At 59.4% G+C, this 23,763-nt stretch carries 20 protein-coding genes and 1 pseudogene; 17 read left to right on the top strand and 4 right to left on the bottom strand.

Features of this window, described 5'->3' with window-relative positions:
• Positions 1–107 precede the first annotated feature (107 nt).
• The 11 genes from ACZRKZ_RS07590 (at position 108) to ACZRKZ_RS07640 (ending at position 11,739) form a co-directional block, all read left to right on the top strand.
• Positions 108–2,342 carry a FepA family TonB-dependent siderophore receptor gene (locus tag ACZRKZ_RS07590; protein ID WP_463981246.1) on the top strand — a complete coding sequence of 745 codons (2,235 nt, stop codon included), beginning with the start codon at positions 108–110 and terminating at the stop codon, positions 2,340–2,342.
• Positions 2,343–2,437: 95 nt separating this feature from the next.
• Positions 2,438–2,725 (top strand): DUF3649 domain-containing protein, encoded by a 288-nt coding sequence (locus tag ACZRKZ_RS07595; protein WP_463969553.1) that lies wholly within the window; start codon positions 2,438–2,440, stop codon positions 2,723–2,725.
• A 23-nt stretch (positions 2,726–2,748) separates the two neighbouring features.
• A complete protein-coding gene (locus tag ACZRKZ_RS07600; RefSeq protein ID WP_463981464.1) occupies positions 2,749–4,269 on the top strand; it encodes a PepSY-associated TM helix domain-containing protein in 1,521 nt (506 codons plus the stop codon).
• 1 nt (position 4,270) lies between these two features.
• A complete protein-coding gene (locus ACZRKZ_RS07605; RefSeq protein ID WP_463981247.1) occupies positions 4,271–4,558 on the top strand; it encodes a DUF3325 domain-containing protein in 288 nt (95 codons plus the stop codon).
• 83 nt (positions 4,559–4,641) lie between these two features.
• A complete protein-coding gene (locus tag ACZRKZ_RS07610) occupies positions 4,642–5,496 on the top strand; it encodes a MurR/RpiR family transcriptional regulator (RefSeq protein ID WP_463981248.1) in 855 nt (284 codons plus the stop codon).
• Between the two features lie 14 nt (positions 5,497–5,510).
• Positions 5,511–6,053, top strand: a complete 543-nt coding sequence (ddpX, locus tag ACZRKZ_RS07615; protein WP_463981249.1) for a D-alanyl-D-alanine dipeptidase — start codon at positions 5,511–5,513, stop codon at positions 6,051–6,053.
• Between the two features lie 97 nt (positions 6,054–6,150).
• On the top strand, positions 6,151–7,722 hold the full coding sequence (locus ACZRKZ_RS07620) for an ABC transporter substrate-binding protein (protein WP_463981250.1): 1,572 nt from the start codon (positions 6,151–6,153) through the stop codon (positions 7,720–7,722).
• Between the two features lie 160 nt (positions 7,723–7,882).
• Positions 7,883–8,899: an ABC transporter permease subunit gene (locus tag ACZRKZ_RS07625; RefSeq protein ID WP_133103154.1), complete on the top strand. Its 1,017-nt coding sequence runs from the start codon at positions 7,883–7,885 to the stop codon at positions 8,897–8,899.
• A gap of 19 nt (positions 8,900–8,918) precedes the next feature.
• A complete protein-coding gene (gene ddpC, locus ACZRKZ_RS07630; RefSeq protein ID WP_463981465.1) occupies positions 8,919–9,800 on the top strand; it encodes a D,D-dipeptide ABC transporter permease in 882 nt (293 codons plus the stop codon).
• A complete protein-coding gene (locus tag ACZRKZ_RS07635; RefSeq protein WP_463981251.1) occupies positions 9,797–10,789 on the top strand; it encodes an ABC transporter ATP-binding protein in 993 nt (330 codons plus the stop codon). The genes ddpC and ACZRKZ_RS07635 overlap by 4 nt, the downstream gene beginning before the upstream one ends.
• Complete coding sequence (locus ACZRKZ_RS07640; RefSeq protein WP_463981252.1) at positions 10,789–11,739, top strand: oligopeptide/dipeptide ABC transporter ATP-binding protein; 951 nt, start codon at positions 10,789–10,791, stop codon at positions 11,737–11,739. The genes ACZRKZ_RS07635 and ACZRKZ_RS07640 overlap by 1 nt, the downstream gene beginning before the upstream one ends.
• 67 nt (positions 11,740–11,806) lie before the next feature.
• Here ACZRKZ_RS07640 and ACZRKZ_RS07645 read toward each other — a convergent pair whose 3' ends face one another.
• Positions 11,807–12,874, bottom strand: a complete 1,068-nt coding sequence (locus ACZRKZ_RS07645; RefSeq protein WP_463969545.1) for an NAD(P)-dependent alcohol dehydrogenase — start codon at positions 12,872–12,874, stop codon at positions 11,807–11,809.
• Between the two features lie 146 nt (positions 12,875–13,020).
• On the opposite strand from ACZRKZ_RS07645, the gene ACZRKZ_RS07650 reads away from it, so the two are divergent.
• Positions 13,021–13,839, top strand: coding sequence for an alpha/beta fold hydrolase (locus tag ACZRKZ_RS07650; RefSeq protein WP_463969544.1), 819 nt, complete (start codon positions 13,021–13,023; stop codon positions 13,837–13,839).
• A gap of 179 nt (positions 13,840–14,018) precedes the next feature.
• Here ACZRKZ_RS07650 and ACZRKZ_RS07655 read toward each other — a convergent pair whose 3' ends face one another.
• Both ACZRKZ_RS07655 and ACZRKZ_RS07660 read right to left on the bottom strand, forming a co-directional pair.
• Positions 14,019–15,221, bottom strand: coding sequence for a hypothetical protein (locus tag ACZRKZ_RS07655; protein WP_463981253.1), 1,203 nt, complete (start codon positions 15,219–15,221; stop codon positions 14,019–14,021).
• Positions 15,222–15,263: 42 nt separating this feature from the next.
• Positions 15,264–15,767, bottom strand: coding sequence for a GNAT family N-acetyltransferase (locus ACZRKZ_RS07660; protein WP_149413287.1), 504 nt, complete (start codon positions 15,765–15,767; stop codon positions 15,264–15,266).
• A 306-nt stretch (positions 15,768–16,073) separates the two neighbouring features.
• Between ACZRKZ_RS07660 and ACZRKZ_RS07665 the strand changes: the two genes are divergently transcribed.
• The 4 genes from ACZRKZ_RS07665 (at position 16,074) to ACZRKZ_RS07680 (ending at position 21,432) form a co-directional block, all read left to right on the top strand.
• Complete coding sequence (locus ACZRKZ_RS07665) at positions 16,074–16,460, top strand: cupin domain-containing protein (RefSeq protein ID WP_463981254.1); 387 nt, start codon at positions 16,074–16,076, stop codon at positions 16,458–16,460.
• Positions 16,461–16,632: 172 nt separating this feature from the next.
• Positions 16,633–18,372, top strand: a complete 1,740-nt coding sequence (locus ACZRKZ_RS07670; protein ID WP_463981255.1) for a dipeptidase — start codon at positions 16,633–16,635, stop codon at positions 18,370–18,372.
• Between the two features lie 246 nt (positions 18,373–18,618).
• Positions 18,619–19,935 (top strand): alkaline phosphatase D family protein, encoded by a 1,317-nt coding sequence (locus ACZRKZ_RS07675; protein ID WP_463981256.1) that lies wholly within the window; start codon positions 18,619–18,621, stop codon positions 19,933–19,935.
• A 204-nt stretch (positions 19,936–20,139) separates the two neighbouring features.
• Positions 20,140–21,432 (top strand): hypothetical protein, encoded by a 1,293-nt coding sequence (locus tag ACZRKZ_RS07680; protein ID WP_463981257.1) that lies wholly within the window; start codon positions 20,140–20,142, stop codon positions 21,430–21,432.
• A gap of 47 nt (positions 21,433–21,479) precedes the next feature.
• Here the strand turns inward: ACZRKZ_RS07680 and ACZRKZ_RS07685 are convergent.
• Positions 21,480–21,554, bottom strand: a pseudogene (locus tag ACZRKZ_RS07685) (integrase); the annotation flags it as partial.
• Between the two features lie 337 nt (positions 21,555–21,891).
• Between ACZRKZ_RS07685 and ACZRKZ_RS07690 the strand changes: the two are divergent.
• Positions 21,892–23,559 carry a BCCT family transporter gene (locus ACZRKZ_RS07690; RefSeq protein WP_463981258.1) on the top strand — a complete coding sequence of 556 codons (1,668 nt, stop codon included), beginning with the start codon at positions 21,892–21,894 and terminating at the stop codon, positions 23,557–23,559.
• Positions 23,560–23,763 lie beyond the last annotated feature (204 nt).

The following is a 23,763-nucleotide window of genomic DNA, read 5'->3' on the forward strand; positions in this document are numbered from 1 at the left end:
CTAGCATTCGCGCCAATCCATGGAGGTCATGGGTGAGCCGATACGCACCGCAGGTCCGACGACGCTCACGCTCTCCTCTGTTTCACACTGCAACAGGAGTGTTGTCAATGCACCCGCGATTCAAGCTCAGTCACCTTGTCCTGGCCCTGATGGCCTGTTCGCCAGCCACGCTTTTGGCCGAAACGGCCGAGGGCAATCGGGAGGCGGGAAAAGACGCGCTGCAACTGGGTGAAACCCATGTCGTGGCCACGGCTGAAGAAGAGTTGAAACAGGCCTCCGGCGTGTCGCTGATCACTGCCGAAGACATCAAGAAGCGGCCTCCGGTCAATGACCTCTCCGAGATCGTGCGCAAGATGCCCGGCGTCAACCTGACCGGCAACAGCGCCAGCGGCACCCGTGGTAACAATCGCCAGATCGACCTGCGCGGCATGGGCCCGGAGAACACCCTGATCCTGATCGACGGCAAACCCGTGACCTCTCGCAACGCCGTGCGCTACACCCGCTCCGGTGAGCGTGACACCCGTGGCGACAGCAACTGGGTGCCGGCCAATGAAGTCGAGCGCATCGAAGTGCTGCGCGGCCCGGCGGCGGCCCGCTACGGCTCTGGCTCAATGGGCGGCGTGGTCAACATCATCACCAAGCGCCCTACCGACAAGTTGAGCGGTTCGCTGTCGGCCTTCACCAGCCTGCCCGAAGACGACGCCGAAGGCATGACCAAGCGCACCACCTTCAGCCTCTCCGGCCCGCTGACCGATGCCCTGACCTTTCGCGTCTACGGCAACCTGAACAAGACCGATGCCGACGACGCTGACATCAACGCAGGCAACACCGACACCGCCAACGGCGCCTCCCTGGCCGCGGGCCGCGAAGGTGTGCGCAACAAGGATCTCAATGGCCTGTTGAGCTGGGCACTGGATGATCGGCAGACCGTCGACCTGGAAGCCGGCTTCAGCCGCCAGGGCAACATCTACACCGGCGACGTCGGCACCGGCGGCACCGATTCCCTGGTACCGGGCAGCACCATCAACGGCTGGCTGGGTCGCGAAACCAACACCATGTACCGCCAGACCTTCTCCGCCACCCACCGCGGCGACTGGTCGTTCGGTAGCTCCAAGCTCTTGGCCCAGTACGAGAAAACCCGCAACAACCGTTTGCTGGAAGGCAATGCCGGCTCGGCAGACGGCGATATCAGCGCCAATGCCAGCAAGACCACCAGCACCTATGACAGCTACCTGGTCCAGGGCCAGCTGGACATCCCGCTGCAAGTGCTACTGCCGCAGATGCTGACGGTGGGCGCCGAATGGAACCGCCAGACCCTCGACGACCCGAGCACCATGAACCGCGCCATTGGCACCACCCTGCCCAACTCGGCAGCTGGCGCCCGCCCCACCGACATGGACACGACCATCATGGCGCTGTTTGCCGAGGACAACATCGAGTTGACCCCGGACTGGTTTCTCACGCCCGGCCTGCGCCTGGACCATCAGGATCAGTTCGGCGCCAACTGGAGCCCAAGCCTTAATACCTCCTACAAGCTGACCGAAGACATCACCCTCAAGGGCGGTATCGCCAGGGCGTTCAAGGCGCCGAACCTGTACCAGTCCAACCCAAATTACCTGTACTACAGCAGGGGCAACGGCTGCGCGCCGAGCCTCAATGCCAATGGCTGCTACGTGCTGGGTAACGAGAACCTCGACCCCGAGATCAGCATCAACAAGGAACTGGGCATCGCCTTTGCCCGTGATGGCTGGACTGCAGGCGCGACGTATTTTCGCAATGATTATGAAAGCAAGATTGTCTCCTCCAATGACTTGATCAGCAAAACCGTGAACAACGAAGCCGTATTGCAGTGGGATAACGCCAAGGACGCGGTGGTCAAGGGCTGGGAAGGCAACCTCGGTATCCCGCTGCTGGGCACCCACGGCGAGACGCTGAGCTGGAACACCAACTTCACTTACATGCAGGAAAACAAGGACGGCGACGGCAACCCGCTGTCAGTGGTGCCCAAGTACACGGTCAACAGCATGCTCGACTGGCAGGTCAACGAGGCCCTGGCCGTGAGCCTGACCGGCACCTGGTACGGCAAACAGGAGCCACGGGTACTGAACCCGACTCGCGACGCGCCGATCACTGCAGCCAATGAGCAAAAGACCCTCGACCCGTACCATATCTGGGGCGTGGGCGGCACTTATGCGGTGAACAAGAACCTGTCGCTGGGAGCCGGTATCAACAACCTGTTCGACAAGCGCGTGTACCGCGAAGGCGCCGGCACCAGCGCCGGGGCAAGCACTTACAACGAGCCGGGACGGTCGTTCTACGCGTCGATCACCACCTCGTTCTGATTGAGCCAAGGCCCTGAGGCCTGTTGTGGCAAGGGGGCTTGCCACAACAGGCCTCAGCCGACCGGCATTGCCTTCAGGCCACTGATGAGTCCCCCATGAAAACAAGATCCCTTGCCTGGCCGATAATCTCCCGTATCGCCGCCGCACTGCTTGGCGGCTACCTGTTCACCTACGCCTTCACCGCTGCCCTGGCGCGTTTGCTGCCAATGGACAAGGTCGATGCAATGGTGACTGCCAGCCTGCTCTCCTTCCTCATCTATACCCTGGCGATTACCTGGGTCTTCGCGTGCCGCAACACTCGACGCGCGTGGGCGGGCATGGCATTGGCGCTGCCCCTGGCGGCCATCGGCTTTTGGCCACAATGGCTGGAGGCCCTGGGATGAAACACAAGACCCTGACCCAGGCGATGGCCTGGCTGCACACCTGGAGCGGCCTGGTCTTTGGCTGGCTGCTGTTTGCGATTTTCCTCACCGGCACCTTGGCGATGTTCGACAAGGAAATCGATGGCTGGATGCGCCCGGAGATACCGGCCGCCACCCTCGATCAAAGCGCCACCGCACAACGTGCCCTCGACTATTTGCAGGCCCATCACCCGCAAGCCCGCACCTGGAACATCGGCTTGCCCGGCGAGCGCTCAGACAATCTTACGGTGTCCGCCGGGGAGCAACGCCGTGGCGGTGGTACTCCACTCGACCCGAACACGGGCGAGGCGCTGCAGGTACGCGAAACCGCAGGCGGCGGCTTCTTCTTTCGCTTCCACTTCACCCTCAACCTGCCGCGCAACCTCGGCATCTGGGTCGTCGGCCTGGCGGCCATGGTGATGCTGGTGGCGCTGCTCAGCGGTATCGTCATTCACAAGAAATTCTTCAAGGAGTTCTTCACCTTCCGTCCCGCCAAGGGCCAGCGCTCCTGGCTCGACGCCCACAACGCGACGGCCGTGCTGGTGCTGCCGTTTCACCTGATGATCACCTACACCGGGCTGGTGATTTTCTACCTGATTTATATGCCGGCAGCGGTGGACGCATTGTTCCACGGTGACCGCGAAAGCGTCGGCCGGGCGATCCGTGGCACGCCTGCCGAGCAACCGGTTCGGGGCGAGCGGCCACATCGCGGCGAGCCGAGCCAACCGGCTGCACTGACGGCATTGGGGCCGCTGCTGGCCGAGGCTGAACGGGTGATGGGGCCCGTCGCCGGGCTGTCGATCCAAAACCCTGGCCGCAGTGACGCGCGCATCGAAGCCCGCCCGGTGCTGGGCAATCGCATCGAACTGACCAAGGGCCAGAGCATGCTGTTCGATGGCGTCAGCGGCAAAGTCCTGCGTCACCCCCCTGTGAGTCGACCGAGCCTGCTGACGCAGAAGGTCATGGCCGGCCTGCACTTCGCCCAGTTCGGCGGCTACCCGATGCGCTGGTTGTACTTCGTTTGCGGCCTGGCCAGTTGCGCGATGCTTGCCACTGGCGTGGTGCTGTTCACCGTCAAGCGCCGCCGTCGCCACGACAGCGAAGGTGCCATCGGCGCCCTGCTGTACCACAGCGCCGAACGCCTCAACATCGCCGTGGTAGCTGGGCTGATGGTGGCCTGCGCCGCCCTTCTTTGGGCCAACCGCTTGCTGCCAGCGGAACTGGCCCAGCGTGGCGGCTGGGAGGTGCGGGTGTTCTTCCTGGTCTGGTTGCTGAGCCTGGGCCACGCCATCGTGCGCCCGTGGCGAGCTGCCTGGCGTGAACAACTGGGGCTGGCCGCGCTGCTGTGCATCGGCCTGCCGGCGCTGAACCTGCTGGGTGTCAGCCGCGGTGATTATTTCTACCTGCACCTCACAACGGTAGGCCTCGGCGTACTGCTGGCATGGCCCTGCTGGAAACTCTCGCGACCGCCCAAGCAAGCTGCACCCCGCCGCGCCGCCAAACTTGCCGCTTTGGAGGTCAACTGAAATGGCGCTGATTGCTGCGTTACTGCTGGCCTACAGTGGAATGCTCGGCCTGTGCCTGGGGCTCGAGCGGCATTACAAGCAGGTCTGGCACCGACCGCCCTCACGCGCTGGCCGGCACACGCTGCGAGTCATGGGCTGGCTGATGCTGGTGGCCAGTTTCGCCGTCAGCGTGCAGGTCTGGGGCTGGGCCATGGGACCGGTGGGCTGGTTCGGGCTGATCTCCATGGCGGCACTGACGCTGGCCCTGCTGTTGCCCTATGTTCAACGTTCGCAGAAAAAGCCATTGTAATGCCATGAACGCCGATGTTATGTTTCTAACACAATGGATAAGCATGAAACACAAATAACATCGGCGCCCGCCTTGAGAACGTCATGGATAAAAATAGCTTCCAACTGACGCTGGAACAACAGTTCCCCACGCTGACGCCCACCGGCAAGCGTATCGCCACCTATTTGCTGGGCAACCTGCAACAGCTGCCGTTCGAGACCGCCGACAGCATCGCCCAACAAGCCGGCACCACCGGCATTTCGGTGGGCCGCTTCTTGCGTACCCTTGGCTATCGCAACCTCGATGACGTCAAGCAAGGGCTGCGGGGCGATGACCAACCCTCCTGGCTGATCACCGACCGGCTCAGCGCCTTTCGCAATGAAAATGACCAGGAAGACGCCCTCGACCGCTCTCTGAACCGCGAAACCGAAGCCATCCAGCACGTCTATGGCCTGGCCCGCAGCAAGACCTTCGCCGATATCGTGCGGCACATCGTCGAAGCCGATGCCGTGTTCATCCTCGGCATCCAGTCCACTCGCGGCATCCTCAACGCCTTCCACAGCCACCTGGAATATATCCGGCCCAAGGTCTATTACGTCGACGGCCTATCGGGGATCTACGCCGAGACCCTGAACTCGGGTTTCGAAAAGCCCTACGCGATTATTTCCGACTTTCGCGCCTACTCCAGCGTCACCCCGACCTTTTGCGAAGCCGCGAACGCCCACGATCTGCCGCTGGCGCTGATCACCGACCTGCAATGCCCTTGGGCCCGAGACTACGACCTGGACCTGCTGCAACTGAAAACCGATGTCGGCCAGTTCTGGGATTCCCTGGCCCCCCTGGCCTGCCTGTTCAACCTCATAGTGTCCGCCGTCGCCGAGCAGTACGGCGATCGCCTGGACGCCCGCCTAGCGAAAAACCGTGCCCTGCAACAGGCGTTCGGCCAGTTCGAATTTTGAGAGGATGTGCTTGAGTGAACAACCACCCATTGATAGAGATCGACCCTCAGGCGTACGGGGTGCAAATCGACATGATCTACGCCAGTGCCGACAACCTGACAGGCACCGTGATCTATCGCAATAACCGCTGCCTGCTGCACAGCGAAGCCGCCGCCTGCCTGCACAAGGCCAGCCGCGCCGCACGCCAGGCAGGGCTGACCTTGCGCCTCTACGACGCCTATCGCCCCGTGTATGCCCAGCAATTGCTGTGGCAGGCGCTGCCCAACCCGGACTATGTGCGCGACCCGCACCTGGGCTCCCACCACACCCGTGGCGTGGCCGTCGACCTGACGCTGATCGATGAGCACGGCGAGCCGCTGGACATGGGCACGGCCTTCGACGCCATGGAAGCCAAGTCCCACCCGTTCTACGCCGACCTGCCGCCGCAGGTGCAACGCAATCGCCTGCTGTTGTTGGGCATCATGCTCAGCGCCGGCTTCCAGAGCATCGACACCGAATGGTGGCACTACGAACTGCCCGGTGCCGAGCAGTACCCATTGATCGAGGAGCCCCGCTGATCCTTCACCACCACACCCATAACAATAAGCTGCACGTTTTAGATCCAACTGCCCGGTTATAGATTTAATAAAAAACTGACGACCTTCCCTTCATATAATGATCAAGGAAACCGGCATGACCCTTAAAACCGTGAACACCCTCGCGCTGTCCCTGCTCTGCGCCGCCCTTAGCCTCGGCGCCTGGCAATCGGCAAGTGCCGCCGCGCCCAAGGACACCCTGATGATCGGCAAGGCTGCCGACCCGCAGACCCTCGACCCCGCCGTAACCATCGACAATAACGATTGGGCGGTGACCTACCCGGCCTATCAGAAACTGGTGGCCTACAAGGTCGAGAACGGCAAGGGCAGCACCGACGTCCAGGGCGACCTGGCCGACAGCTGGAGTATTTCGGCCGACAGCCTGGTCTGGGACTTCAAGCTCAAACCCGGCAACAAGTTCGACGACGGCGCCACCGTGGACGCCAATGCGGTGAAGTTCTCCTTCGACCGTATGATGAAGCTCAAGCAAGGCCCGTCCGGCGCCTTCCCGGATGACATGACGGTGAGCGTGGTCGACCCGCTGACCGTGCGTTTCACCCTGACCAAACCCTACGCGCCGTTCCTGTTCACCCTCGCCCACAACGGCGCCGGGATCATCAACCCGGACGTGGTGAACAAGGGCGAAGACGTCAACGCCTACCTCTCCACCCACACGGCAGGCTCCGGCGCGTTTCGCCTGAGCAACTGGCAGAAAGGCCAGTCCCTGACCCTGGAGCCCAACACCTACTACGCAGGCCCCAAGCCGAGCCTGAACAAGGTGGTGATCAAGATCATCAGCGAAGCTTCCGTACGCCGTCTGCAACTGGAACGCGGCGACCTGGACATCATCGAAGACATGCCCGAAGACCAGCTCACCACCCTGGCCAGCAAGTCCGGAATCGTGGTCGAGAAGTTCCCGTCGCTGCGGGTGACGTACCTGTACCTGAACAACAAAAAGGCCCCGCTGGATAACCAGAACGCCCGCCAGGCCATCATCGACGCTATCGACTATCAAGGCATTGTCGACGGCATCCTCAAGGGCCAGGCCAAGTTGATGAATGGGCCGATTCCCGATGGCATGTGGGCGCATGACTCCAGCCTGACGATGATGAAACAGGACCTGGACGCCGCTGGCGCCAACCTCAAGAAAGTCCCGCAAAAAATCAGCAACCTGAACTTTGTCTACTCGGACAAGGACGCCAACTGGGAATCCATCGGCCTGACCCTGCAAGCTGGCCTGGCGCCGCTGGGTATCAACCTGAAGATGGAAAAACTGGCCAACGCCACGATGCGCGAACGCCTGGGCAAGGGTGATTTCGACGTGGCCATCGGTTCCTGGAGCCCGGACTTCGCCGACCCCTACATGTTCATGAACTTCTGGTTCGACTCCAACCTGCAAGGCCTGGCAGGCAACCGCTCGTTCTACAGCAACCCGCAAGTGGACACGCTGATCCGCGATGCCGCCGCCAACAACGACACCGCCAAGCGCATCGAACTGTACCAGCAGGCGCAGAAGATCGTGCTCAAGGACAGCGTCTACGCCTACCTGTACCAGAAGAACTACAGCCTGCCGATGCGTGATTCGGTGAAGGGCTACGTGTTCCATCCGATGCTGGAACAGGTGTTCAACGTGGCGGAGATCAGCAAGTAGTCGCCACCTGATCGCAACCCCATGTAGGAGTGAGCTTGCTCGCGATGGTCGCTAACGATAATGCTGGCATCCTGAATGAACGCGGCGCCTTCAAGTCCATCGCGAGCAAGCTCGCTCCTACAGTTGAACGTCGTTCGTCCTGTGTTACCGAGGAGCCCTCATGGCCTTCCTGAATATGTTGCGCAAACGCCTGTTCGGCCTGTTATTGGTCGTGGTCGGGGTTTCGCTGATTACCTTTTGCATCTCCCATCTGATCCCGGGTGACCCGGCACGGCTGATTGCCGGTGACCGGGCCAGCGACGCCATCGTCGAGAACATCCGTCACCAACTGGGCCTCGACCTGCCGTTGTACCAGCAGTACGGCCGTTATATGAGCGACCTGCTCCACGGCGATCTCGGCACCTCGATCCGCACCAGTCGCCCGGTGCTGGAAGATCTGCAAGCGTTCTTCCCCGCCACCCTGGAACTGGCCATCGCCGCGCTGCTGCTGTCGGTGCTGGTGGGGGTGCCACTGGGGGTATTGTCGGCGGTCTATCACAACCGGGCCATCGACCAGATCGCCCGCACCCTGGCGGTCACCGGCATTTCCACCCCGGCGTTCTGGCTTGGCCTGGGCTTGATCGTGTTGTTCTACGGGCAACTCGGCTGGCTGCCCGGCAGCGGTCGGCTGGACGAAGGCCTGGAGCCACCGCGCACCATTACCGGGTTCTATCTGGTGGACTCGTTGCTGGCCGGTGACATCCCGCTGTTCCTCAATGCCCTGCAACACCTGATCCTGCCGGCGATCACTTTGGGCTTCGTCAACCTGGGCGTGGTGGCCCGGCAGATTCGTTCGGCGATGCTCGACCAATTGGGCGAGGACTACATCCGCACCGCCCGTGCCTATGGCCTGTCGCGCTGGGCGGTAATCCTGCGCCACGCCCTGCCCAACGCGCTGATCCCTTCGGTCACTGTGCTCGGCCTGACCCTCGGCGACTTGCTCTACGGCGCGGTGCTCACCGAAACCGTGTTCGCCTGGCCGGGCATGGGGGCTTATGTGGTCAAGTCGATCCAGTCCCTGGATTTCCCGGCGGTGATGGGTTTCGCGATCCTGGTGTCGTTTATTTATGTGTTGCTCAACATGGCGATAGACCTGCTGTACCGGGTCATCGATCCACGTATCGGCGAGGTGAACTGAGATGACTGCTCCGCTGACAATGCCTTTGCCAGTGCCCTTGGCCCAGCGCCCGACCTTGCGCGCGCGCCTGGCCTACCTGGGTTATCAGGTGCGACGCAGCCCGCTGACCATCGCCGGCCTGACCATCACCTTGGTGGTGCTGATTTGCATGGCCTTCGCCCCGTGGCTGGCCAGCCATGACCCCAATGCGCTGAACCTGGCCCAACGCCTGGCACCACCGTCGGCCGCTCATTGGTTCGGCACTGATGAAGTGGGCCGTGATCTGTTCAGCCGGGTGCTGTACGGCAGTCGCCAATCGGTGGGCGTCGGCCTGTTCGTGGCGTTTGCTTCGTGCCTGGCTGGCGGCGTGCTGGGCTGCCTGTCGGGGATCATCGGCGGGCGTTTTGACGGTTTGATCATGCGGTTGATGGACATCATGCTCTCGGTGCCATCGCTGGTGCTGATCATGGCCCTGGCCGCCGCGCTGGGCCCCAGCCTGTTCAACGCGATGCTGGCGATTACCGTGGTGCGTATTCCGTTCTATGTGCGCCTGGCCCGCGGGCAAGCCCTGACCATCCGCCAAATGGGCTACGTCAAGGCGTCCCAGACCTTTGGCGCCGGGCGCTGGCATATCGTCTCCTGGCACGTGGGCCGCAATGCCATGCCCCCCCTGCTGGTGCAACTGAGCCTGGACATCGGCAGCGCGATCCTCATGGCCTCGGCCCTGGGTTTTATCGGCCTGGGGGCGCAACAGCCCACTGCCGAATGGGGCGCGATGGTCGCCACCGGGCGCAATTTCATTCTCGACAACTGGTGGTACTCGACCTTTCCGGGGCTGGCGATCCTGATCACCGCCACCGGTTTCAACCTGCTGGGTGACGGTGTCCGTGACCTGCTCGACCCACGGCAACAGGGGAAATGACCATGTCCAGCCCAGCGGTGCTCGCCATCGACAACCTGAGCCTGGAATTCCCGGCTTATCGCAACAATGTCCAGGCTCTCAACGGCGTTTCACTGCACGTCAATCCAGGCGAAATCGTTGGTGTAGTGGGCGAATCCGGCTCCGGAAAATCCGTCACCGCCATGCTCAGCCTGCGCTTGCTGCCCGAGCGCAGTTACCGGATCACCAACGGCAGCTTGCACATGCTCGGCCGCGACATGCTCGGTGCCAGCGAGAAAGAGCTGCTGAAGATTCGCGGCCGTGACGCGGCGATGATTTTCCAGGAGCCCATGACCGCCCTCAACCCCACGCGGCGCATCGGCCGGCAAATGCTCGATGTAATCATCCACCACCAACACTTGAGCAAGGCCGAGGCAAAGGCCAAGGCCATCGCGCTGTTGCGGGATATGCACATTGCCGACCCAGAGCAGATCCTCGACAGCTACCCTTTCGAACTGTCCGGCGGCATGCGCCAGCGGGTGATGATCGCCCTGGCGTTTTCCTGCGATCCGCAACTGCTGATCGCCGACGAGCCGACTACAGCCCTCGACGTCACCGTGCAGCGCCAGGTGCTGTTGCTGCTGCGAGAAAAAGCCCGCCAGCGCGGCACCGCGATTTTGTTGATCACCCACGACATGGCGGTGGTCTCGCAGTTCTGCGACCGGGTCTACGTGATGTACACCGGCGCAGTGGTGGAGGAAGGGCCAACGGCCCAGGTGATGAGCGATCCGCGCCACCCTTACACCCAAGGCTTGCTCAGCGGTTTGCCGGAACAGGTGGAGCCCGGCGAGGACTTGCTGACCATTGCAGGGCAAGTACCGAACCTGTCCGCCCTGCCCGCCGGCTGCACCTTTCGCGAGCGCTGCCCCCAGGCCATGAGCCAATGTGCCGAGCGGCCGCGCCTTAACCTGATCGACTCGACCAGCCAACGTAAAAGCGCCTGCTGGCTGTCCGTTGCGGAGCCTGTGTAATGACTGTTTCCCAAGATCCATTGCTGACCCTGCGAGACGTGCGTGTGAAGTTCCCGGTGCGCAACGACTGGCTGGGCCACCCCCAGGGCTTTGCTCACGCGCTCAACGGCATCGACTTGCAGGTCCGCCCCGGAGAAACCCTGGGTATCGTCGGCGAATCCGGCTGCGGCAAAAGCACCCTCGCCCAACTGCTGGTGGGCCTGGTGGCGCCCAGCGCCGGTGATGTGCGCTGGGTCTACAGCAGCGCAAGGGAGCGCCATGCCAATGTGCAGATTGTGTTCCAGGACCCGCAATCGTCCCTCGATCCACGCTTGCCTATCTGGAAGATCATCACCGAGCCGCTGTTCGCCCTCGGCGGCACACCCCGCAACCAGATGCGCAGCATCGCCGCCAAGGTCGCCGAGCAAGTGGGCATTCGCGCCGAATACCTGGACCGTTTTCCCCACCAATTCTCCGGCGGCCAACGGCAACGCATCGCCATCGCCCGCGCCCTGGCGTCCAACCCGAGCATTCTGGTGCTGGATGAGCCAACCTCGGCCCTGGACATCTCGGTCCAGGCGCAGATCCTCAACCTGCTGGCCGAACTACAACGGCGCCTGGGACTGACCTATATCTTGATCTCCCACAACGTCTCGGTGGTGCGGCACATGGCCGACCGGGTCGCGGTGATGTACCTGGGGCAGATCGTCGAGTTGGGTTGTGCCAAGCAGGTGTTGGAGCAGCCACGCCATCCGTACACGCGCCTGTTGCTGGACGCAGTGCCACGGCTGGGGGTGCCGCTGGACGATGAATACATCAGCGCGCCCACGGAGCTACCGGGTAATCGGGTACTGCCCAGCGGCTGTTTTTTTCTCGAACGCTGCCCGCTCCGTACCGAAGGCTGCGAGCAGCCGCAACGGTTGGCGGGCAGTGTGCATCAGCAAGTGCGGTGTCACCTGGAGCATCCGTGAGAGTTGCGAGGGCTGCGTCCTCGGACGCAGCCTCGTTCCACTCGACAGCTACACCGCAGTAACGAGATCAGGCCGCGTGGCTTTCCTGCTTGAGGCTGTCCATGTCAATGACGAAGCGATACTTCACATCGCCCTTGAGCATGCGCTCGTAGGATTCATTGATGTTCTGGATATCAATCATCTCGATATCCGAGACAATCCCGTGTTTGGCGCAGAAATCCAGCATGTCCTGGGTTTCCTGGATACCGCCGATCAATGAGCCAGCCAGGCTGCGGCGTTTGAAGATCAGGTTGAACACCGAAGGCGACGGATGCGGGCTGTCCGGCGCACCGACCAACGTCATGGTGCCATCGCGCTTGAGCAGGTTGAGGAAAGCGTCCAGGTTATGGGGCGCAGCCACGGTGTTGAGGATGAAGTTCAGGCTATTGGCAAACTTGGCCATTTCATCCGGGTTCTTTGATACCACCACTTCATCAGCGCCCAGGCGCAAGCCATCTTCACGTTTACTGGGCGAGGTGGTGAACAGCACCACATACGCGCCCATGGCATGGGCAATCTTGACCGCCATATGGCCCAGGCCACCCAGGCCGACTACCCCGACTTTCTGACCGGGGCCAACCTTCCAGTGATGCAGCGGCGAATAAGTGGTGATGCCGGCACACAGCAAAGGAGCGACAGCCGCCAGTTGGGCTTCGTCGTGAGAGATGCGCAGGACGAACTTCTCCTTAACCACTATGCTGTCGGAGTAACCGCCGAAGGTGTTCTCGCCGCCAAACACCGGGCCGTTGTAGGTGCCAGTGAAACCGTTCTCGCAGTACTGCTCTTCACCCTCGGCGCAGGACGCACACTTCTGGCAGCTGTCGACCATGCAGCCGACACCGGCCAGGTCGCCAACTTTGAATTTACTGACATTGGCCCCCACCGCCGTGACCCGGCCGACGATTTCATGACCAGGGACCGAAGGATAAAGGGTGTTGTTCCACTCGTTGCGCACGGTGTGCAGGTCCGAGTGGCAAACGCCGCAATAGAGGATGTCGATCTGCACGTCGTCCGCCCCCGGTGCACGACGTTCGAAGGTGAAGGGCTTGAGCGAGTCCTTGGAGTCACGGGCGGCGTAACTGTAAGTCTTGACCATTTCGTTCACCTCATTTAAGACATTGAAGATCAGTTGACCAGCATAGCGGCTGAACCGTTCAATCGAGCACATCCGTACAAGCCCATCGCCTGGTTTCCAGCAATAGTGAGCCTTGCCACTCTTGACCCACAACCCAAGGAGTTTCCATGAGCACGTTCGCCACCCAAGACGGCACTCAAATCTATTTCAAGGACTGGGGTACCGGTAAACCGGTGCTGTTCAGCCACGGTTGGCCGCTGGATGCCGACATGTGGGAATACCAGATGGAGTACCTGAGCAGCCGCGGCTACCGCACCATTGCCTTCGACCGGCGTGGCTTCGGGCGGTCCGACCAGCCGTGGACCGGCAACAACTACGACACCTTCGCCGATGACATCGCAGGTTTGATCAACCACTTGGACTTGCAGGAAGTCACCCTGGTGGGCTTCTCCATGGGCGGTGGCGATGTAAGCCGCTATATCGCCCGCCACGGCAGCAAGCGTGTCGCAGGCCTGGTGCTGCTGGGCGCGGTGACACCGCTGCTCGGTAAAAAGCCCGATTACCCGCAAGGTGTCGACAGTGCCGTGTTCGATGGCATCAAGGCGAGTTTGCTGAAGGATCGAGCGCAATTTATCGCTGACTTCAGCACCCCTTTCTATGGTCTCAATCAAGGCCAAAAGGTGTCGGACGGTGTGCTGGCCCAGACGCTGAACATCGCCCTGCTGGCGTCCCTCAAGGCTACCGTGGACTGCGTCACCGCCTTCTCGGAAACTGACTTGCGCCCAGACATGGCCAAGATCGATGTGCCGACCCTGGTGATCCATGGCGATGCCGACCAGGTCGTGCCGTTTGAAACCACCGGCAAGGTTGCCGCCTCGCTGATCAAGGGCGCCGAGCTGAAGGTCTATCCGGGCGCGCCCCACGGTTTTGCCGCTACCCATGCCCAGACCTTGAATGAAGACTTGCTCGCGTTTCTCAGTCGCTGAGTCTTTACCCCTCCTTGCATCACAAGGCGCGGCTCGCTCGCCGCACCTTTATCACCGACCCGTCCGGGTGCCTACTTGGACGGGTATCACGCCTTGCCGCTCATCATCGCCGCCCTAGCCCTGGAAGGCCGCCTGGTGATGCTCGGTTTTCTTGGCGGCCGTCGACCTGCTGGCGCCCCTCAGTGCTGGATCTGCACCCGCATAATTCGCAACAAATGCTCGACGATCTGGCCTGCCGACACGTCCGACGCAGCTCTCGACTTGTCCGAGTTCTTCGGTCGAGTGTCACGGTAGAAGGTGTCTTGCAAGCCGAGCAACTGCTGCTGTTGGCGGTGATTTCGGGCGGGCATGCACGGTGCTGTCCAGGCAAGTAACAGGCAGAGAATCACTGTTTCACGCAAGGTACCGCGTGGCCGACTGTCGCCGGACCTGGCCAGCGTCTCGAACAGTTTGTGCAGGTAGCATGACAAGTGCAGCAACTCGCCCTCGCCCAGGCCGGGGGTTTTACTGACGGCAACTTCTACGCGGCAATTGAAACGGGTTTGCTGATCGATGGCGTCCAGCGCCTGCCAAGGGCGCACACGCGCGCTGGCCGCATCGAGCATATCGGCCTGAACGTCTTTAACCTCAAAACTGAAGCGTTCCTGATCGTAGGGATCATCCGCAAGCGGTTGACCACGATGCAGCGTTACCGGCGCAGGAACAGGCGTTTTATCCGAGGCATCCTGCAACTTCACGTTGATAAAAAAGCCCAGGTGATCCAATGACGACAATGCGTCCAGGATGATCTCCAGGAGAAGCTGGCGGTAATCCCTGTTGGAGTGTCCCTGGTACTCGTGGATTGGCCCTTCAATGTCCTTGATGTCCCACAAGATGACTTGCAAACGTTCAGTCGCATCGCCGTACCAATAGCGCAAGCGCCCCGAAGCCTCACTCTCCAGCGCAGCAGCCTCCTGATGCGTCAGCACGCGCAACTGATCCTGCAACTGCTGGATGTGTTGCTGGTGGCCCTTGATTGGCGCAGTCAGTAGCTTGTCGCGCACCTTGAGGGACTTGGCCAGGTCAAGACCGAGCGCCAGCGTGCTGATGCGGGTTTGCCCGGTCACTGCGTCATCGAAACGTGCCACCGGCACACGCCGGCCCAGGCCCAGCATCTCATCGCACCAGCCCGCGAAAGTCATGGCCTGCGCGGCGCCTATCGCTACCTTGCCCTTGAGGATGCGGTCCAGCACGGCTTCTTCCTCACCGGAAAAATCGGCGAGTACGTCATACCTGCTCAGCACACTGAGTTGTGCTGCCTTGGCCTTTTTTCCTAAACCCACGTTGCTCTCCATGACCACGTCTGCCAGAGCAGCGTCCACTGCCCAAATGGGCGAGAGCATGCCAGCACGCAAGGCAAAGTGCCAGCAACCAAAAACCTCCCCTCAATGCACTGCTCGCGTCACCAGGAAACTCAATAATTGCGGCTCGTCATCCAGCTCGATGGCCTGCACCGGCCGTGGCAGGTTATCCAGCACCGTGCGCCAGAACGCTTGCGAGGCTTCATCCTGGTCATAAAAACGCACCAGCCAGTCGGCCTCGCCGCTGGTCAGTACCTGGGTGGCCAGGGCGCGGCCGATACCCTGGCGCCGATAGCGTTTCAAGATAAACAGGTCTGCCAGTTCCAGGGCATTGAGCCCCGGCAATTCGCTCTGCTCAATCAACAGGAAACCGGCGATAAAACCGTCGACCAACAGCAGGTTGGCGCTCCATTGCGGGTCTTGCCAGTAGCGGGCCAGATGCTCTTCATGGATATAGAAACGGCCATCGACTTCAACGTCTTCCTGCTCCCAGTCCGAGGATTCATAGGCATAGAACTGGTAGAGGTTGCGGATCAGTTGAGCCTGCTCCGGGCCGGTTTGTATCAGCTCGACCGTAGTATCGCTCATGGCTGAACCTCGGTCTGAAGTGGGCGAGGCAAAAAGGTATTGGGGATCAGAACAGACATGGGCATCTCGGTAGAAAACAAATAGCGACGGCGCCCCTGGAGACAGGCGCGTTGGGATCTGCCGCTATTGTTTACAAAACCGCTCGTCAACGCTATCAGGCTGGCGAAATAGCCCTCAGTAGGTCGGTAGTCGTTGCCGCTTGTCGGCGTAACGGGCATCAGGCGGTGGATGCACAATCGTGCAATACGCGTGAGCACGGCGCGATTAACGTCAGGCTTCGACTTCTTGAACACCCGAGAGACCGCCATGCCTGACTCATCCGCTATCCCCTCATACACCGCGATCAACTTTTCACAAAAGTACGCCCTGTTCAGCGAACAGTGGACGCCCAAGGTCATCGCTCAGATGAACGACTACCAATTCAAGGCTGTGAAAATCGAAGGCGATTTCATCTGGCACAGCCATGCCGATACGGATGAAACCTTTATCGTCCTGGAGGGCAGGTTACGCATCGATTTTCGCGATGGCGCGGTGCTGATCAATCAAGGCGAAATGTATGTAGTGCCCAAAGGGGTTGAGCACAAGCCTTATGCTGAGGGAGAGGTCAAGCTGCTGTTGATAGAGCCCTGTGGAGTGCTGAACACCGGCGATCAAGGGGGAGAACGGACGATGATGAATGACGTCTGGATCTAGCACACAGCTGATCCCCTGGGGCTTTTCGTTTCTGCGCCGTTTTTACATTACTGTGCGACAGATCCTACTTCTGGGGCTCCCCTACCGCTCCCTCATGGTGTTAGCTTGGAAATGTTTCGTCTCACCTGTCAGATATTTCTCACTTTCAACCTGCAAAGGAATGTCCCCAGCAATGGATTTCTCACTCAAGCACCTGGCTGCGACCACCCTGATCCTGGCCAGCCTTTCGTCGTTCACCACAGTTGCTCAGGCCAACATCACCCCGCAACAGAGCGCGACCATCCTCAAGACCTTCAGTGACACATCAGTCACGGATTTCAGGCAGTTTCTGGACCGCCTGGCCCAGAGCGACCTGGCCAAAACTGCCGATATCGGCCCGGCAATCAGTGCCTTCCTCGGTAACAAGACCCTTTCCCCTGAACAGCAGAACGAGATCCATCGCCTGCTTGGTCTCTATGCACGGGTGAAATACGGCAGCGCTGCCACCGAGACCCTTCGTGAGCTGGTGGCCATCCCAACCTTTCGCGTAGACGGCGTTGACCAGCACAACAATCCCGAATTCATCAAGATCGCCGACAAGATCAAAGGCCTTGCCCAGGCCTTCAACCTGAACTTTCGCAACGTCGATAATCGCGTCTATGAAATCTCCCTGGAAGGCAGTGGCGATGAAGTCGTGGGCATTCACGCTCATGCCGATGTAGTGCCCGTAACGCCAGAGAACTGGGTCCTGGAAGACGGCACCCACCTCGATCCGTTCAAGGTCACCCTGGTGGGCGACCGCATGTATGGCCGGGGCACCGAGGATGACAAGAACGGCATCGTGGTGACGCTCTACGCCATGAAGATCATCAAGGAAGAGAAGCTGCCACTGGCGAAAAATTTCAAGCTACTGGTGGACACTACTGAGGAAACCACCGGCGACGCCATCCCCTATTACTTCGAACGCAACCCGACACCTAACTACAACCTGGCGCTGGATGGCGGCTACCCGGTAGTGATCGCCGAGAAAGGCTACGGCACCGTCATGGCGAACTTTGCCCGGCGTAAGGCAGAAGGCAAAGGCGCCGAAATCACCTCGATGACGGGCGGCCTGGCAACCAACCAGATTCCATCGACTTCGGTCGCCACGCTTGTGAGTGACAAGCCCGCTGAATTGGCCGCCAGCCTGCAAAAGGCCGGCACCGACTATGCCAAGCGCAATGGCGGTAACTTCGCCGTGACCGCCAAGGTCGTCGGCAAGGACGTCAAGCTGACGGTCACCGGCGTTTCCGCCCACTCCTCCGAGCCCGAGTCAGGCGTCAACCCGGTGGCAAGGATGCTGGACTTCATCAACAGCCTCGACGGCAAGGTCGCGCTCAAGCACAACCACATCACCGACGCCGCCCGCTACGCCGCCGACAACTGGGGCCTGGACTACCTGGGTGGCAAATTGGGGGTTGGCTTTTCCGACAAGTTCATGGGACCGCTGACCGCTTCCCTGACCTATGTCGGGATGGATGACAAAGCCTTCAAGCTCGCGGTCAACCTGCGGGTGCCGGTCGGCAAGTCCCCGGAAACGCTCAAAAAAGAAATCGCCGATAAGCTTGGCGCCTGGAGCAAGAAGAGCCACATTGCGGTGGCCTTCGACTACTCGATCGCCGAGCCGATGTACCGCAACCCTGAGGGTGAGTGGGTCAAGGCCTTGCTGGCCGTGGCCAGCGAAAACCTGGGCCTGGAACACAAGTACGGCACCTCCGCCGGCGCCACCTCAGTACATGAACTGCCTAATGGCGTGCAATTCGGCCTGGCGATGCCGGACGTCAAGTACACCGGCCACACCGACAACGAGTTCAAGACCGTCGACCAGTTCCTGCTGGACCTGCAGGTCGTGACCGAAATGATGGGCCGTATTGGGCAGTTGCCGAAGCTCTGACTCCCCGTTCAGACCCGCCATTCTGGCGGGTCTGCCCTCCCCAGCATCAGTGCACCGAGTGCTTGCCGAGAAAACTGGCATACACCATTTTGGCATCTACAATTCACTCACGCGCGCCTTGGACAATGTAACGAAGCCATTTGCTCACCAGAACAAGCTGTTCGATTCGTAGCATCCTCAGCGCATATCAGCCAAGCCGGCAACGTCTTGGCAAGCCTAGGAACCGCATACAAAAGGAACATTCGAATGCCAAGACTTATTCTGGGACACACTACGGGCACTTCCGCCAAGATCTGGGTCAGAGCGTCAGCCCGCTGGCCAGTTGCCTTCGTTCAGTTAATCAACCCAGCCAGCAACAAGAAATTGGATGAATTCCCTATCCTAACCCAGGAATCCGAGTTCTTTACCGCTGTTCATGAGTTCACCGGATTGACTGCCAACACTGATTACAAGGTGAAGGTAGCCTTTGGGAAAAGACTCGAAGACCCAACTGATGCACGCATAAGGGATGCCTACGCCGAAGGCCGATTCAAGACTTTCCCGAAAACCAGCAAGCAACCATTCACCTTTTTGCTCGGCTCCTGCAACCTGCACTCACTTGGCATCCTGGAACGGCCAGACCAGTCTTGGGTAACTATCTCCAGAGTCGCAGCAAAAACCCAGGCGCGCTTCATGATCCATGCAGGCGACCAGATATATGCCGATATTCCGCTCAAGCCTGAGGCCAGCCTGGAACATTATCGGGACAAGTATCTGGACGCCTGGGATGACTGCATCCCGGCCAAGAAAGTACTGACCGAATTGCCGCATTACATGATCCTGGATGACCACGAGATCATTAATAATTACGAAAATGGTCGCGGTGGACTCGGGAGTACCTTGCCGCGCATAGCACTCAAAGCCTACTGGGAATTCCAACACTCTCACAACCCCATCACACTGGGCGCCCCCGACCAGTACTACTACACCTTCAGCTATGGCGACGTTCAATTCTTCGTGCTTGATACGCGCACTTCACGCATATCCGGGCTTGGGCAAATGATCGACGACAAGCAACTCCAAAACTTGCTCGCCTGGATGGGTCAGTACAAGAACAACACCAAGTTCATCGTTACCAGCGTTCCCTTCGTGGGAGCAGTGAAGAACCCGGAGCAGGATAAATGGTGTGATCCAGCCTTCAAGGTTCAACGAGAAAAAATCCTGGAATACATCCTGAAGAATGGCATCAGTAATATTGTATTCCTGACCGGCGACATGCACACCTCGTACTGCGCCGACATGGAAATATCTGATAGCGCAGGAAACAAGACCGTTATCCACGAACTCATGTCTAGTCCGATCAACCAATTCACACCCAGTCTGCCTCTGGAGTTCCATTACGAGTCGCCCAAGACAGAGACGAGGGATGGACTTCAATACAAGTCCACGATCAGGAAAAACACTTTCTATGGCGCCCACTCGAACGTCATGAGCATCACTGTCGCCAGCGGTCAGCCCATCGAGTTCAGCATCTTCAGAACTACGGCGGATTCGATCAAGCCTGCGCTCAAGGGGAAGGTCTGAGTCAGGTTCTAGGATGGCTTAATGTTCCGCAGCGTCCAGGTATTTCCCGCGAGAGGAAACACCTCATCTCCCCATCCAAGGGCTGACACCATGACGATATTCAGGCTCAATCCAAAACTGATGGCGATCGGCGACTCGCTACCCCAAGGTTGCAGGAGCCTGACAGTAAAGGCAGAGTACTGTGCGCAGTCCTGGCCAGCCAGAATGGCTGCCGAACAGGGCTGGAGCTTCGTATCCCCCGATCATCCACGGCCGGTGTTATTCGACCTTGAAGAAGAACTCAGGCGCCTGGATCCCGTACTGCTCTCCCCCAAGACGCTCGCCTTGGCAGCCGGCCTGCCAGCGCGACTGACAAACAACCTCAAACAGTGGCGCACGCAAGCGCCGGACTCAAGGAGCCAGTCCTTCGATAACCTTGCCATCGCCGGAAGCGAGGTTCACGACCTGTATAGTTGCTCGGCCAGGCGTTATGAAAGCGACATAAGCGATCGCACCCAAGGCAATATACTGGAGCACCTCGACAGCATTCCCGATCTGCACGTCGCAATCAACGGCAAGTACGTACTGAACCCGCAAAACCATCCCGACTTCAATGACTTTTCCCCGCTGGACTGGGTTGAGGCTCGGCAGCCGGAAACCCTACTGATCCAATCAGGACACAACCACGGGCTGTTCGAGTTCGGCTTCCAAGGGAAACCTGGACTTGGCATTACCCAAGGGGAAGACCCAGAAGGCCGCGGTTACTTCGAACAATGGGAAGTGGTGGCGCAGCGCATCGCAAAGTTACCCGTAGGCGTACACCAGGTAGTGATCGTGCTACTGCCGAAGGTTAGCGCAGTAGCTGCCCTGCTGCCGACGTCCAACGACCGCCAGGACGGCTATGCCGAAGCTTATCTTGCCCGGCTGCAGCCTAGCGCCGCCAGGCTTCCCGGCACCTTGGTAGCCAGCGTCGACCGGAATGTGGCGGAGGTTAACCAGCGCATCCGGCAGACCTTCATTCAGGCCGCGGCCGCGACCCACAGCGAGAACCGACTGCACTTTATAGACAGCTACAAACAGCTGGACGAGATCGACTACAAGAATCATCTGGACCCGCACCTGCGCCTACGGGCAACCCCCGAGCAACTCGTCGACAACCGTTACCTGGACGGCAAGCTGGACTTTTCCTCACCACAGCTGACTCGCCTGAAGGCCGGCGGTTACCTGAGCGTGGACGGCATGCACCCAAGCGGTTTTGGATATGCCGATATCGCTTCCAAGGTTATGACCGAGCTCAACTTACCCCATGACCGTGAGCGACTCTTGGCCAGAGCGTTCAGGGAAGACAAACTGCTCAGTAACTACCCCCTGGAACTGGATGCAGTGACCCGCTATATCGACATGCTCAGGTCTTTCAGTCTGGCCAACTGGTTTGTCCCCGAGATTACTCCCACACTGCGTGACGACACCCATTTGATCCAGACCCTTGACCTGTTCTCCAGGCCCTTCTTCAGATAACGCCGCGCCCCCCGACACAAGCCACTTGCGTTTGGTTGTTTACGGTACTCATAGGGGTTGATGCCTTGGGCAGCCAAGGCACACGCCTCATCACGTCGCGCCTGGGCTTCTCTGAGGCTGACTTGCGGATAACTCTACCCAGGGGCCAGATGCTCATCTCGCTACCCAAGCTGCCCCAGCAACCGTCCGACCCATTGAAATTTAAGGGGTTTATTTTCTTGCCGAAGCAGGAAAAGACTCAATTCTGGACTTGTTTGCACTCAATCGAACAGATTGAAGCCCACAAAGAAGTCATGTGGTTGTGACATATTCGATCGAAGGGCTATGCAATAGGCAGGTTTTGCCGGTTTTGTTCTCAAAGCTTGTTAGGATAAAGGCGCTTACATCTCGTTTTACCATAGGAACAGCGGGGATAATGACAACTGCACGTTAAGACGTGCCAACAATAAGGAGATTCTCATGGTTGAAAAGCCTACGGATGATCGGCCTAACACCCCTCACGTCGCCAGTGAGGATGGTATTCCTGCTCCTAGTGGAGCTGCCAATCTGATCGACACTGACTATGTCATTGGTCAAGACAATATCAAGGGAGAGTTTTCGTTCTCGCTCGATATCCACGGCAAAGTCTTCATCATTTCAGCGGCCACCATTTTACTGTTCGTGATTTTGACACTGGCCTTGCAGAATGAAGTAGAACCGCTCTTCAGCGCCATTCGAAACTGGTTAACCAGCCATCTCGCCTGGCTCTTCATGAGCATTGCGAATGTTTTTGTCGTGCTGTGCATTGCGCTGATTTTCTCCCCGCTGGGAAAGGTGCGTTTGGGCGGCAGAGATGCCAAACCAGACCACTCCTACGTCGGATGGTTTTCAATGCTGTTTGCCGCGGGCATGGGCATTGGGTTGATGTTTTATGGCGTAGCCGAACCCATGTCGCATTACGCGGCGTCCATGGGAGGCGTGACAGTCGATGCGAGCGGAGTGCGTACGGACTGGGCGCCCCTGGGAGGTGCCGCGGGTGATATGAAGGCGTCCGCCGACTTAGCGATGGCCGCTACGATCTTTCACTGGGGGCTTCATCCCTGGGCGATATATGCGATTGTTGCGTTGTCCCTGGCGTTGTTTTCTTACAACAAGGGCTTACCGCTTTCGATACGCTCAATTTTCTATCCGTTACTGGGTGAGCGCGTTTGGGGATGGCCAGGGCATATCATCGATATTCTGGCGGTATTTGCCACACTATTCGGGTTGGCGACTTCTCTGGGCATTGGGGCAGAACAGGCTGCTGCGGGGATTGAATATCTCTTCGGAATACAATCGACGAATCTGAGCAAGGTCGTGCTGATCGTTGGCATCACCTTAATCGCTCTGTGGTCAGTCCTTTCGGGCCTGGATAAGGGCGTCAAGATGCTTTCCCAGATCAATATGGGACTCGCATTGCTCTTGCTGGTGTTTATCATCGTCGTAGGGCCGACCTTGGCGATCTTCACGGGTTTCTTCAAGAACCTGGTGACGTATGTTGAATACCTGCCGGCGCTGTCAAATCCATTCGGCCGCACTGACACTCAATTCACCCAAGGCTGGACGGCCTTCTACTGGGCGTGGTGGATCAGTTGGTCGCCGTTTGTAGGCATGTTTATCGCGCGCGTCAGTCGTGGTCGAACGGTCAGAGAGTTTCTGATCTCGGTCCTGCTTGTGCCGTCAGTGGTTTCTGTGCTGTGGATGACAACGTTCGGCGGAACGGCCATTGATCAAGCGACCTTACAGGGCCTGATGGGTGTCAAGGACGCGGTGCTGGAACTGAAGTTGTTCGCCATGCTGGGAGCGCTGCCGCTTAAAGAGATCACCTCATTCCTGGGCATCGTTCTGGTCATTGTGTTTTTTATTACCTCCTCGGACTCAGGCTCCCTGGTAATCGACACGATCACCGCCGGGGGCAAGGTGGATGCGCCGGTGCCTCAACGTGTGTTCTGGGCGATCATTGAGGGCGTGATTGCGATTGCCCTTCTATTGGGTGGAGGTCTGGTGGCACTGCAGGCGATGGCCGTCTCAACAGGGTTGCCGTTCGCTATCGTTCTCATGCTTGGGTGTATATCCCTCGTGAAAGGACTGATGTCTGAGCCTCGTTAGTGAACAGGGGCTAAGGCATACGTAACTTTCGCTTCTAGCTTCAAGGTGCAACACGCCAATACGATTGCACCTTGAAGTTTGTTGGCGCCCCCCACCAGCCTTTACTGGGCCAGCTTTGGGTCAGCGGCAACACATTGCCCACCTGTAGCAAATCGCTGCCACACCGAGGCCATCGAATGGTGCTAGCCTCGCGTATTAAACCCT

The sequence above is a fragment of the Pseudomonas sp. c313 genome (assembly GCF_055407145.1).